Source organism: Pseudomonas sp. Pseusp97 (assembly GCF_047304025.1).
In the GTDB taxonomy this organism is placed as follows: domain Bacteria; phylum Pseudomonadota; class Gammaproteobacteria; order Pseudomonadales; family Pseudomonadaceae; genus Pseudomonas.
Window position 1 is genome coordinate 1 of the sequence record NZ_JBGLYK010000174.1, and the last position, 12,517, is coordinate 12,517.

At 67.3% G+C, this 12,517-nt stretch carries 11 protein-coding genes; 4 read left to right on the top strand and 7 right to left on the bottom strand.

Translation table 11 applies throughout. The features are described 5' to 3' along the window. Positions 1-304: 304 nt before the first annotated feature. Genes aac(6') through sbcD form a run of 3 tightly spaced genes read right to left on the bottom strand, consistent with a single transcriptional unit; the run spans position 305 to position 5,441 of the window. The gene (gene aac(6'), locus ACCC94_RS22345) at positions 305-754 is read right to left on the bottom strand and encodes an aminoglycoside 6'-N-acetyltransferase (protein WP_413351773.1); all 450 of its coding nucleotides are present in this window, start codon (positions 752-754) and stop codon (positions 305-307) included. 5 nt (positions 755-759) lie between these two features. Then, positions 760-4,224: an AAA family ATPase gene (locus ACCC94_RS22350; protein ID WP_413351756.1), complete on the bottom strand. Its 3,465-nt coding sequence runs from the start codon at positions 4,222-4,224 to the stop codon at positions 760-762. After that, a complete protein-coding gene (sbcD, locus tag ACCC94_RS22355; protein WP_413351758.1) occupies positions 4,221-5,441 on the bottom strand; it encodes an exonuclease subunit SbcD in 1,221 nt (406 codons plus the stop codon). Before sbcD ends, ACCC94_RS22350 begins: the two co-directional genes overlap by 4 nt. 200 nt (positions 5,442-5,641) lie before the next feature. Here sbcD and ACCC94_RS22360 point away from each other — a divergent pair, with 200 nt between their 5' ends. From ACCC94_RS22360 to ACCC94_RS22370, 3 genes are all read left to right on the top strand, one after another. Further along, entirely contained in the window at positions 5,642-7,006 is a 1,365-nt protein-coding gene (locus ACCC94_RS22360; RefSeq protein ID WP_413351759.1) for a TAXI family TRAP transporter solute-binding subunit, read from the top strand. A gap of 115 nt (positions 7,007-7,121) precedes the next feature. After that, positions 7,122-8,129 (top strand): nucleoid-associated protein YejK, encoded by a 1,008-nt coding sequence (gene yejK, locus ACCC94_RS22365; RefSeq protein WP_413351760.1) that lies wholly within the window; start codon positions 7,122-7,124, stop codon positions 8,127-8,129. Between the two features lie 221 nt (positions 8,130-8,350). Then, positions 8,351-9,268, top strand: coding sequence for a DUF4344 domain-containing metallopeptidase (locus ACCC94_RS22370; protein WP_413351762.1), 918 nt, complete (start codon positions 8,351-8,353; stop codon positions 9,266-9,268). Here ACCC94_RS22370 and ACCC94_RS22375 read toward each other — a convergent pair. The 4 genes from ACCC94_RS22375 to ACCC94_RS22390 form a co-directional block, all read right to left on the bottom strand. Next, complete coding sequence (locus ACCC94_RS22375; protein WP_413351764.1) at positions 9,249-10,184, bottom strand: glutathione S-transferase family protein; 936 nt, start codon at positions 10,182-10,184, stop codon at positions 9,249-9,251. The genes ACCC94_RS22370 and ACCC94_RS22375 overlap by 20 nt on opposite strands. Before the next feature lie 63 nt (positions 10,185-10,247). After that, the gene (locus tag ACCC94_RS22380; RefSeq protein ID WP_413351765.1) at positions 10,248-10,553 is read right to left on the bottom strand and encodes a GIY-YIG nuclease family protein; all 306 of its coding nucleotides are present in this window, start codon (positions 10,551-10,553) and stop codon (positions 10,248-10,250) included. Then, positions 10,550-11,251, bottom strand: coding sequence for a glutathione S-transferase C-terminal domain-containing protein (locus ACCC94_RS22385; RefSeq protein WP_413351766.1), 702 nt, complete (start codon positions 11,249-11,251; stop codon positions 10,550-10,552). The genes ACCC94_RS22380 and ACCC94_RS22385 overlap by 4 nt, the downstream gene beginning before the upstream one ends. Before the next feature lie 73 nt (positions 11,252-11,324). Then, the gene (locus tag ACCC94_RS22390) at positions 11,325-11,807 is read right to left on the bottom strand and encodes a nuclear transport factor 2 family protein (protein ID WP_413351769.1); all 483 of its coding nucleotides are present in this window, start codon (positions 11,805-11,807) and stop codon (positions 11,325-11,327) included. Between the two features lie 124 nt (positions 11,808-11,931). Between ACCC94_RS22390 and ACCC94_RS22395 the strand changes: the two genes are divergently transcribed. Then, on the top strand, positions 11,932-12,517 hold a 586-nt coding region (locus ACCC94_RS22395; protein WP_413351770.1), incomplete at its 3' end, for a GlxA family transcriptional regulator.

Genomic DNA, 12,517 nt, shown 5'->3' on the forward strand with positions numbered 1-12,517 from the left:
GCAAATCCGCCGCAGCCTTGGCAGCGGCGGATTTGCTGGCAACAGGCTTGGCGGCCGGCTTGGCAGCGGCAGGTTTCGCGGCAGGTTTGCTGGCCGCTTTCGCAGCCGGCTTCGCGGCGGTTTTGGCCGCTGCGGGTTTCTTCGGAGCCGATGCGGATTGCTTCATCTCAAATCACCTCTACGAAAGATCACGTGAATGCCGACTTGGGCAGATACGGCTGCGTTGCGCGGTCTTGAGCCTATCTCGCCTGGCGTCGATTGCAAGTTGACAGCAGTGCCGCAGTCGCGTTCCGCCTGATGTGGATCAATCGCGCAGCGGCTTGCGGAAGAACACCACTCGCTCGGTCTCGACGAAGCCCAGGGCGCGATGCAAGGCATGGCTGGCGCTATTGTCCAGCGCTGCATCGGAGGCGAAATCCACACAGCCGCGGGCACGCCCCCAGGCCTGCACGGCGTGCACCAACGCCCGCGCCACGCCTTGCCGGCGGACCTCCTCGCGCACGTAGATACCTTCGAGAAACAGCACGGGCGAGCCTTCCGTACCATTCACGTAATCGCTGCGCACCGAGGCTTCCGCCAACCCGAGCGCACTCCCCTGTTCATCGCGGCACAACCACGCGCCATAGCGTTGCGGCTGCGCAAGAATGTCGCGCGCCTCCTCGACGAATTCCTCCGCGTGATCTCCTGGCCAGAGCTGCAGGCGCAGGTCGACCCAGTCGGCCAGGTCGTTCTCTTCGCAGTGGCGCACGGGCATGTCCATCAGGCTTTCTCCGGTTCGAATCGTTCCGGGTTGAAACGGAAGCGTGCGTCGAGCTGGCTGTAACCCATGCCGACGCCCTTGTGCACCTTGAGTTGCACCGGAATGCGCTCCTTCAGCGCCTCGACGTGGCTGATCACGCCGATGGTCTTGCCGCTGGCGTTGAGGCTGTCGAGGGCATCCAGCGCAACCTCAAGGGTCTCGCCGTCGAGGGTGCCGAAGCCTTCGTCGAGGAACAGCGAGTCGATGCTGGTCTTGTGGCTGACCAGGTCGGACAGCGCCAGCGCCAGCGCCAGGCTGACCAGGAAGCTCTCGCCGCCGGACAGCGTCTTGCAGTCGCGCGCCGTGTCGCCCTGCCAGGTGTCCACCACTTCCAGCTCCAGCTCGCCGTCGCTGCGTCGCGCCAGTTGGTAGCGGCCATGCAGGCGCTGCAGTTGACGGTTGGCAAGGTGCACCAGGTGGTCGAGGGTCAGGCCCTGGGCGAAACGTCGGTAGCGTGCGCCGTCGGAGGCGCCGATCAGGCTGTTCAGGCGCTGCCAGAGATCGTGCTCTTCCTCTTGCCGGGCGATTTCGGCGAACAGGCTCTGCTGGCTGGCGCGACGAGTGTCGTCGCCTTGCAGCTGGGCGCGAATCTCGCCCTGGCGCTGGCCGAACTCGCGCAGTTGCGTAGCGAGTGCCTGCAACTGCTGGTCGAGTTCTTCCAGCGGTTGCTCGCCGTGGGGCTCGGCCTGCAAGCGCTCGACATCCTGGGTCGCGGCCGCGCGCAGGGTCACGGCCTCGGTGATGGCTGTTTCCAGACGCTGGCGCAGCTGGCTGAGTTCGCTGCGCCGGGCATCGTCCAGCAGCGCAGCAAGGTAGGTCGCTTCATCGGCGAAGGGGCTCGCCGCCAGCGCCTGTTGCCAGTTCGCCAGGCGCTCGGCAAGGCGCGTCTGTTCCTGCTCCAGGCGTTCCGCCAGTGACTGCTCGCGCCCTTGCAAGGCATCAGCCTGGCGCTGGGCGGCTGCCAACTGTTCCTCGGCCTGCGCCAATGCCTGCTGTGGTGCCGCATGAATCTCCAGCGGCTGGCGCGCCTCGAAGCCAGCCGTCTGCCAACGCTGCAGCCATTGCGCTGCAATTTGCTGCGCCGCACGAACCGACTGTTCGGCATCGCGCTCAGCCACGGCCAACTCCTGGCTGCGCTGCTGATCCTGCTGCCACTGCTGCCATTCCGCCGTGCGTTCGGCCAGCCATTGCTCGCCGTCGTGCGGAACCTCGTAGCCCAGCCCACCCAGCGAGGTTGCCAGCGCCTGGTCCTGCTGTTGCAGATCAGCACGCTGGGTCGCGAGTTGATGCGCACGCTCTTCCTGGCGCTGGCGTTCGTGGCTCTGCTGCTGGTCGAACAGTGCCAGTTGCTGCGCTGCCTCGGCATGATCGCGTTCGGCGCGCTGGCGTTGCTGTTGCGCCTGCTGGAGTTGGACGCGGCGGTCTTCCAGCGTTTTCAGTTGCTGCTGCAAGGCGATCAGTGACGCCTCATGCCGCTCGCGCTCGGCACTGAGGTGCTGGTCATCCGGCAGCGCGAGCCCCTGCGCCTCACACTGTTGCTGCCACACCTGCTGGTGCTGTGCCAACGCGGCCTGGGCGTCTTCCAGCTGACGCTGCCCCTGCTGCAATTGCGCGTCCAGTTCGGCCAGCTCGCCGCGCAGGGCGATGCCCCGGCCTTCCAGCTCGGCCAGTTGCTGACGCGCCTGTTCCAGCGCCCTTTGCGTGGAGGACACATCCAGCGCCTGATACGCCGCCACCGCCGGATGCTCCGGCGAGCCGCACAAGGGGCAGGCCTCGCCGGGCTGCAGCTGCGCGCGCAGGTGCTCGAGCTGGTGGATGCGCTGCTCCTGCTGGAGGAGTTGTTCCTTGTCGCCGACCTGCTGCCTGGTCGCCTGATAATGCTCGCGCAGCGCAACGATGGCTGCGTCGCGTTCGGCCTTGCGTTGAAGCAGTGAATCCAGCTCCGGCTGCCAGCGCGCGAGCTGTGCAGCCGCCTGGGCGCGAGCCTGGGAGAGTTGCTCCAGACGGTCGAGCCCACGGCTTTGCGATTGCAGTCGTTGCAGACGCTCGCGCAGTTCCCCCTCGGTGGCGCCGCCAAGCATCGCATCGAGCTGCCGCTGACACTGGCTTTCCTGTGCGCCGGCCGAATCGGACTGCTGCTGCATGAAAGCGACGTTGCCCAGCAGGGTCTGTCGTTGCGCCGTGGCGGCCTGCAGCGCCTGATCAGCCAGCTGCGCCTGCCGCTGCAGGTCGGCGATGGCCTGGGCCAGGCGCGAGCGCTGGACGAATTGCGCGCGCCATCCACCCAGCAGCTCGCCCAGTTTTGCGCGATGCGGATGCTGCGCCAGGCGCGCCTGCAGCTCCTGCCGCTGTTCGCTGACAACCTTGTAATCGCCCTCCCGTGCAGCCTGCATCTGCTGTGCATACTGGCTGGCTGCCCAGAGCGCCTGGCCGACTTCCTCGCGGTTGGCCGCCTGCTGCGTGCGATTGTCCTGCAACGCCGAGCGGCCCTGCTCGACGCTCTCGTGACTGCTGCGCCAGGCCTGGTGCAACGGCTGCAGTCGCGCAGCGGGCTCACTGTCCGCCAGACGCTGCAGATCGGGTTGTGCCTGCTGAAGCGCCTCACGCGCGCTGGCTTCCTTCGAGCCGGCCTGCTCGACCTGCTGCTGCGCGCGGGTCAGGTCTTCGCGCCAGCGACGCTGCGCCTGAACGGCCGCGTGCTGCGCCTGCAACGCAGTTTCCTGCACGGCAGCGTCGAGGCCCTGCTGTTCCAGTTCGCCGCGTTGCTCGGGGCTGAGCAGCTCGAAGCCGTCGGCGCGGGCGCGCAACTGGTCCAGCGCGCCGCGCACTTCACGGGTGCGCTCGAACACGCGCTGGGATATCAGCCCGTAGATTTCCGTGCCTGTGAGTTCTTCCAGCAGCTCCGCGCGCTGGTTGGCGTTGGCCTCGAGGAAGGCAGCGAAACCGCCCTGCGCCAGCAGCATGGATTTGGTGAAGCGCTCGAAGTCCAGGCCGGTGAGCGTCTCGGTCTGCTTGAGCTTGTCGCTGATCTTGTCGGTGAGTATCTGGCCCTCGCCGGTGGCGCGGTCGATGCGCACCAGCTCCACCTTCGGTGCCTGCAACGCGCCTTCCGCCTTGTCGCGTGCCCGGCGCTGGCTCCAGAAAGCGCGGTAGGGCTGGCCCTTCACCTCGAATTCCACTTCAGCGAGGCAGTCGGCGGTGTGCCGGGTCATCAGTTCGTTGCCGCTCTGCGACAGGACGCTCATGCGCGGCGTGCGGTGGTACAGCGCGAGGCAAATCGCATCGAGCAGGGTGGTCTTGCCCGCCCCGGTCGGCCCGGTGATGGCGAACAGTCCAGTGCCGGCGAAGGGCTCGGCGCTGAAGTCGATCTTCCACTCGCCCTTGAGCGAGTTGAGGTTCTTCAGGCGCAGGCTGAGGATTCTCATGGGCGCTCCTCCTCCAGCTCGGCGACGACTTCCCGGTAGAGCCCTGTGAGGCGTTCGCGCAACGGCGCCTCCAGGTCCTCGGCGTCGAGGCGCTGGCGGAACACGTCCTCGGGGCTGAGTTCATCGAGGGTTTCCCTGGCTTCGCTGAACAGCGCCGCCTGTGCGGCACCTCGTTCGCGGCGGGTGCGCAGGACGATCACCGGCAACTCCTCGCAGAGCTTCTCGACGCGCAGCTGGATGTCGCTCAGGTAATCATCGGTGTGCACCATGACTTCCAGCCAGACCGGCTGCTCCACACTGCCTTCGCGGGCGACGCGAGCCAGCTCGGCAGGCAGTTCGGCGAGGCTGCCGGACACCGATTTCAACGGCTGGAAGCGCGGCACCGGCAGCGCGGTGACGCTGCGCAGACCGCTGTCGTCCAGGTCCACCAGCAGCACTTCCTTGCTCTGGGTCGCCTCGTCGAAGCTCAGAGCGATGGGCGAGCCGCTGTAGCGGATGTGCTCCAGGCCGCCGACCTTCTGCGGCCGGTGGATGTGGCCGAGGGCGATGTAGTCCGCCGCCGGGAAGGCGCTGGTGGGGAAGGCTTCGAGGGTGCCGACGTAGATTTCCCGCACCGACTCGCTGGCACTGGCGCCGACGGTGGTGAGGTGGCCGGTGGCGATGATCGGCAACTGGCGGCCGAGCTTTTCGCGCTCGGTCTCGGCGCGCTCGAACAGCTCGCGGTAGTGCGCCTGGATCGCCTGTTGCAGGGCCAGTTGCTTGTCCTGCGCGCTCTGCCCGGCCTGACTGGTGAGTACGTCGCGCGGGCGGATGAAGGGGATCGCGCAGAGGATGGCGCCGGGTTGGCCATCGCGCTGCGGCAGCACCAGCAACTGGCGATCGATGTCGGTGCCGACGGCGGCAATCACCTGCGTATCCAGGCAGGCCAGCAGGTCGCGGGATTCCTCCAGCATCGCCACAGAATCATGGTTGCCGCCCAGCATCACCAGCCGTGCGCCGGTGTCGCGCAGCTCGACGATGAAGCGGTTGTATTGCTCGCGGGCATAGCTGGGCGGCGCGCCGGTGTCGAACACGTCGCCGGCGATGATCACCGCGTCCACGGCCTGCTCGCGCACCTGTTCGACCAGCCAGGCGCAGAACGCCTGGTGCTCGGCCTCGCGGCTCTTGCCCATGAAATGCTGGCCGAGGTGCCAGTCGGAGGTGTGGAGAATGCGCATGCCGTGAAGTCCGCAGCCGTGTTTCGAGGCTTGCGATGATAGCGGTTTGCGCTTCGGCAAGGGCGGATCGCGGGCCGTCATCCGCTCCTGCAAGGAAGCGTCAAGCGGGGCAGGTTCGCGAGCAAGCTCGCTCCTACAGGTGCCGTCGGCGTCCAGGCTGGCTATCTTTTCAGAACGGAACGTCGTCACAAGGACTCCCCATGCAACGCCTTCTGAACATGCTCAAGGACCTCGCCATCTTGGTGCGCGCCAACCTCTGGCTGGTACCGGTGCTGGCCGCGCTGGTCGCCGCGGTCTTCTACTTCGTCGCCCCGCCGCCGCCGATGAGCGCCACCCTGGCCACCGGCGCGCCGGGCGGTGGCTACGCGGTGTTCGGCCAGCGGCTGAAGGAGGAGCTGGCCAAGCAGGGTTTCGACCTGCAACTGGTGCGCACCGCAGGCTCGCGGGAGAACCTCGGCAAGCTGCTGGACGACAACAGCGGCGTGGACCTGGCGCTGGTGCAAAGCGGCCAGGAACTGCAGCTGGAACCCAAACAGCGCGCCCACCTGCAGACGCTCGGCGCGGTATTCCAGGAGCCGCTGTGGCTGTTCCAGCGCCGCGAGGCGAAAATCGACCGTTTGGCCGACCTGCTCGCCCTGCGCGTGGCCATCGGCGGTGCCGGCAGCGGCACGGAGGCGGTGACCGAGGCCATCCTCAAGGCCAACGAGATTCCCACCGATCCACTGCCCGCCGGCTGGCAAGCCCACGGCGGTAACGCAGTGGCCAACCAGTTGCTGGCCGGCGAGCTGGACGCCGCCTTCTTCGTCGGCCCGGCGGAGAACCCGCTGATCCAGCGCCTCGCCGCCAGCCCCGATCTCAAGCTCACCGGCTTTCGCCGCGCCCACGCCTACGAGGCGCGCATTCCTTTCCTCAAGCGTGTGGAAGTCAGCGAAGGCCTGCTGAACCTGGCGCAGAACGTGCCGGACCAGGACCTCGCCACCCTCTCGCCGGTGGCCACGCTGGTGGTCAACGGCGACTTCCACCCGGCGCTCACCCCGCTGATCCTCGAAGCCGCTCGTGCGGTGATGAAGAGCGGCAGCCTGCTCGATGCGGCCGGCGCCTTCCCCAGCGCCGAACCGCGCACCCTGGCGCTGCAGGAAGACGCCGAGCGCTACTACAAGAGCGGCCCGCCGCTGCTGCAACGCTTCCTGCCGTTCCGCATCGCCTCCCTGGCGGACCGCTACATCATCCTGCTGATCCCGTTCATCGCCATCCTCATTCCCTTGCTCAAGTCCATCGGCCCGCTGTACCGCTGGCGCATCCGCGCGCGCATCTACCGCTGGTACCGCTACCTGCGCGAGATCGACCGGCGCCTGGACGAACGCACCGGCAGCGCCGAGCTGAGCACCGAGATCGAACGCCTGGAGCAGTTGGAGGCCGAACTGGCCAAGGTCGAGGTGCCGCTGTCCTACTACAACGAGCTGTACGAACTGCACCTGCACCTGAACTACGTGATCCGCCGCCTGCGCCAGTTGCGCCGCAACCGCCGCGAGCGCGACGCGGGGCTGGTGCCGGCGGCGGACTGATCGGCGCCGCGCATCCGGGCGCCGGGTCGGGTAAACTCTGGCGTTTTCCAATCCGCCCGCCCCGCCGCCGCTTCGATGCACGCGGCGCCGCCGGCACTGAACATCCGGGTCCGCCATGCCGATTCGTCACGCCATCGTCCACCTGATCGACAAGAAGCCCGACGGCAATCCCGCGACGCTGCACGCGCGCGACGCCGAGCTGGGCGACTCCCAGGCCATCGAGAACCTGATGGCCGACCTCAACGAGAGCTACAACGCCAAGCCGAACAAGGCCTGGGGCCTGTTCCAGGGCGAGTCCGGCGCCTACCCGTTCAGCGGCTGGCTGACCGAGTACCTGGATGGCGGCAAGGACTTCGTCGCCTTCTCCAAGCAGGCGGTGGAGCACCTGAAGACGCTGATGGAAGAGTCCAATCTCTCCACCGGTGGCCACGTGCTGTTCTGCCATTACCAGCAGGGCATGACCGACTACCTGTCCATCGCCCTGCTGCACCACAGCGAAGGCGTGGCGGTGACCGACGCGCTGGAAGTGACCCCGTCGCGCCACTTGGACCTGGGCCAGCTGCACATGGCCGCGCGGATCAACATCTCCGAGTGGCAGAACAACAAGACGTCCAAGCAGTACATCTCGTTCATCAAGGGCAAGGGCGGCAAGAAGGTCTCCGACTACTTCCGCGACTTCATCGGCTGCACCGAGGGCGTCGACGGCCCGAGCGAGACGCGCACCCTGCTCAAGGCCTTCAGCGATTTCGTGGAGAGCGAAGACCTGCCCGAAGAGCAGGCCCGCGAGAAGACCGACGTGCTGGTGGACTACGCCACCAGCCAGGCCAAGATCGGCGAGCCGATGGCCCTGGACGCACTCTCCGAGCTGATGGACGACCAGGCGCCGCGCGCCTTCTACGACTACATCCGTAACAAGGACTACGGCCTGTCGCCGGAGATCCCGGCGGACAAGCGCACCCTCAACCAGTTCCGCCGCTTCACCGGCCGCGCCGAGGGGCTGTCGATCAGCTTCGAGGCGCACCTGCTGGGCAGCAAGGTGGAGTACGACGAGGCGCGCGACATGCTGATCATCCGCGGCCTGCCGACCCAGTTGCAGGACCAGCTCAAGCGTCGCAAGGATTGAGCCGCGGTTTAAACGAAAGGCCCGTCCCGCGACGGGCTTTTTTGTGGCTGACGATTTGTCGCCGGGCGGTTCGCGAGCAACCTCGCTCCTATAGGCGGCCGGCCAGCACGGAGCGCTCATTGTAGGAGCGAGCTTGCTCGCGAACCCGACCAAACACCCCAGAGCGAGCGGCTCCGCGCTGCTACAGTCAAATCAGGCGCCTCTCCATCGCGGTGGCCGCCATGTCCACTTTGCCAATTCCTACAACTGCGTCACCGCTCTCCGGGCATCCCCGGTTGCCCTGCTCGTACTGGGCGCTGCTGTTGCTGCTCTGTACCCGCCTGCTTTTCGCCGAGCCGACACCCCTCACGCCAAACGTCGCACGCTTCGTGCTGGCCAATGCCGAATTCAGCGTGATGCACGAGATGGGGCATGTGCTGATCGCCGAGTACGACCTGCCGGTGCTCGGGCGCGAGGAAGATGCGGCAGACCAGCTCGGCTTCATCCTGCTGTTCCACCTCTACGCGAAATTGCCGCGTGACGAGGTGGACGCGCGCCTGCTGGACATCGCCGACTACTGGCGGCTCGAATGGCAGACGCCCAAGGCGCCGCCGGACCAGGTGCTGGCCTGGGACAGCCATCCGCTGGACGAACAGCGCTACTACAACATCGCCTGCCTGCTCTACGGCAGCGACATGGCGCGGCTGGACTGGCTGCCGCCGCTGACCGGCCTGCCCTACGAGCGGGCGGTCTACTGTGACCAGGAGTTCCGTCAGGCGAGCAAGGCGCTGGAGTGGATTCGCCATTCACGGCGCACGGCGTCGATCCAGCACCACGCAGCGTGGCACCTGACCTGGGACTCGCCTTCGGTGAACCGTGACGAAACCGCTCCGCTGGTCGCCCTGCTGCGCGACGGCGACCACCTGCAACTGATGGTCAACGAGGTGTTCCGCCTGTTCCGTCCGCCGCGCCCGCTGAACATTCGCCTGGTCAGCTGCGGCGCGCCGGACGCCTGGTACAACAGCAACAGCGGGGAAATGGCGCTCTGCTACGAGCGCCTGCAGCACTTTCGCGAAATGGCCGAGAACCTGCCGCGCCTACGTACGCCGGTGACGCGGCAGTGTCCGGGCCCGGTCGGACTCAGGCCGGGCGGATGCTGAAGCCGATGCGCGGGAAGTGCACGTGGACGGTGCCGGCGCGCGGGTCTTCGCGGCGCAGGACCAGGCTTTCCAGGCCGGCGTGGAGCAGTTCGCCTTCCACCGGGTCGCAGCCGTAGTCGGTGGCGGCGATCACCACGCGCTGGCCGGCCTCGAAGCCGTTGGGGTCGACGAAGGTTTCCTCCGGCAGTGCGGCCGGCTGGTGGTCGCGGGCAACGGCAATGGCTTCCTCTGCGCTCATCTCGCTGGCGGCGCCGTGGCCGAAGCCCAGCACGCGGCCGAGCCACGCGGCGACCGCGGGGTAGTCGTCCACCAGCGGCGCGGTGACCGGCGTGCCCTTGAGGAACCAAAGGCAATGGGCCAGGGCGAAATCGGCAATGGAAGGCTCACCGAACAGATAGTCGCCCTCTTCCCGCGCCAGTTGCTGCTCGACGCGCGCCATGAACGCCGGCCACTGGTGCTTGGCCTGCTCGGCCGGCAACCGGCTGGCGGTGCCACCGCTGAACAGCTGGCTGCGGTCGGCGACGAAGGCCTGGAGGAACTGCGGCGGCAGCTTGCCGAAGCGCATGGCGATGGATTCGGGCTGGAACACCAGGCTGACGGCATGCTGGAAGATCACCGAGTCGGCCCACAGGGCGAAGCTCGCCGAGGTGAACTCGTGGCCTTCGGGGAACAGCGCCGGCACGGCCTTTTCCTGCTCCAGGCGGCGGGCGATCAGCGCGGTGTCGCAATAGATGTCGGCGCCGACCTGCAGCACCGGGGTCTTGCGGTAGCCGCCGGTGAGGGCCATGAGATCCGGCTTGGGCATCAGCGGCGGGATGGTCACCGAGCGCCAGGACAGCTGCTTGAAGCCCAGCATCAGACGCGCCTTTTCGGCGAAGGGCGAAGTCGGGTAGTGGTGCAGGATCAGCTCGGACATGGGTGGCTCCAGCGGCCGGAAGGTGGTCCGGCAGCTTAACCCGTACGCCGGGCGTGTCCTACCTCATCCCTCGGATGGCACGACATCCACGGCGCTGATGGTGAACGGGCTGGCCAGTACCAGGCGCTCCTTGGCCTGCTTGCTCAGCGCCTTGATCGCGCGCTCGCGGCGCAGGGCGTCGCCCTTGCCGGGACAGGCCTCGACATAGACCAGCGCCCGGGCCGGGCTGGAATGGAAGAAGCGCGCCCCCTTGCCCGTGCGATGAGCTTCGAAGCGCCGCTGCGCGTCGTCGCTGATGCCGCAATACAGCGCGCCGTTCTCGGCGCGCACCAGGTAGACGAACCAGGGCCTGGGTTCGGCGACGGTCACGACGCCCAGACCCGCGCCTGCATGCGATCGCAATAGCCGACCAGGCGCTCGTAGCTGCGCGCCATGTCGTTGAGCGGGGTTTCAAGGGTGCTGAGGACCAGATTGGCCAGCACGCCGTAGGTCGCGGCATCGGCGCTGCAGGGCTGGGCGCCACCGAAGTACGGCAGGTCGCCGAGCATGCCGTCGAGGGCTTCGAGGTCATCGCGGGCGAAGCCCAGCAGTTCCTCGCGGCTATGGCGCAGCAGGCCGCGGCCCTTGAGGTCGCCGCGGATCTTGCGCTGCAGCATGGCGCCCACCACTGGCCGCAGCGGCGCGGGGACGCTACGCAGCATCACGTCCTTGACCTGGCGGAAACCCTGCTCGTCGAGCCAGCGGAAGTAGATCAGCAGCGGCACCAGATGCTCGTCGCACAGGCGGGTGATCGACACCGCCCAGCCACGGCCACGGGCATCGAGCCCCGCGTCGAGGTCGAATTCGTAGTACTGCTGCAGCGTGCGCATGATGATCGCCGTGTCGGCGATGGGTTTGCCGTCCAGCGTAATGAACGGCAGCTTGCCCTTGGGCCCCTTGCGCGGGTCCATCACCGGCTTGACCTCGTACTCCAGCCCGGCGAGGCGCAGGAAGGTCTCCAGCTTCAGGCAGAAGGGGCTGACGTTGGGTACGTTGAAGGCGGGCGGGAACTGGAAAAGTGTGATCATGGCGGCGTCCGGCTTTCAGTCGCCTGTCATTTAAGCCTATCCAGCCGCCGCGGGCGAGCCCGGAAGCCCGCTATCAGGCCGTTTCCACCCGTTGTGCGCGGTACGCGGCGAGGCCTTTGGCGGCCTGCGCGCGAATCGCCGCCTGCACCGGCGGCGCCCAGCCCAGCAGGGCCCCCTTGACGCCGAGTGCCTGGCGCGACCACTTCCAGAGGTCGAAGCTGTCCACGTGCTGACAGATCAATCCTTCACGGAAGTGGAAATGTGCCTGGATGTGATTGGTCACTTTCCGACCTGTCTGGGTGAAGGTGTAGGAAGCCACCCAGCGCGCTGAACCCCGCGTTTCGTCAGCCTCGACGCCCTCGTAGGTCAGCGAGAAATCCTGGGCACGGGCGGTGAGCATGCGCCACATGTCGCCGGCTTCGGCGCCGCGCAGGTCGGTGAAGACCGGGTCGCTGAACTGCACGTCGGCGCTGTAGCAGGCGGCCATGGCCTCGCCGTCGCGACGCTGGAAGGCCTGGTAGAAACGTTCGATCAGCTGGGCATTGGCGTGGGCCATGGCGGGACTCGTGTCAGGGAGGATGGACGCAGTATCGGCAGGGGATCGACTGGACACGATTGGCAATATCGACAACATTATGATCAATAGCGCCAATTCAGCCGCCAGTTGAAAGCGAGACGCCATGTTCAGGATAGCCCTGTTCGTCTGCCCGCAAACCCTGTGTTCCAGTCTTGGCCTGGCCATGGACAGTTTCCACCTGGCCAACCGTCTGGCCGGTGAGCGGCGCTTCGAGGTGCTGCGGGTCAGCGAAGACGGCGCGCCGGTGGAGTTGCCTTTCGGACGCGTGGCAGTGGAAGGCGGGCTCGATCTCGCCGAGCGCTGCGACCTGCTGCTGATTCCTGCCACCGGCGCGGATATCGAAGCCAGCTTCGCTGCCAACCGACGACTGCTGGACTGGCTGCGCCACGCGCCTGCCGGCGTTCAACTGGGCAGCCTGTGCAGCAGCGCCTTCCTGCTGGCAGAAGCTGGCGTGCTGGACGACCGGCGCGCGACCACGCACTGGGCGCTGGAAACAGCGTTCCGCGAACGTTATCCCCAGGTGCGGCTGGACATCGACGCCCTGTGTACCGACGACAACGGTCGGCTCTGCTCCGGCGGCGCCCAGGCCGGGCTGGACCTGTGCCTGTACCTGATCGAGCGCCATGCCGGTGCGGCACTGGCGCGGCGCGCGGCGGCGACCCTGGTGTTCGAGCACGGGCGCGGCCGCC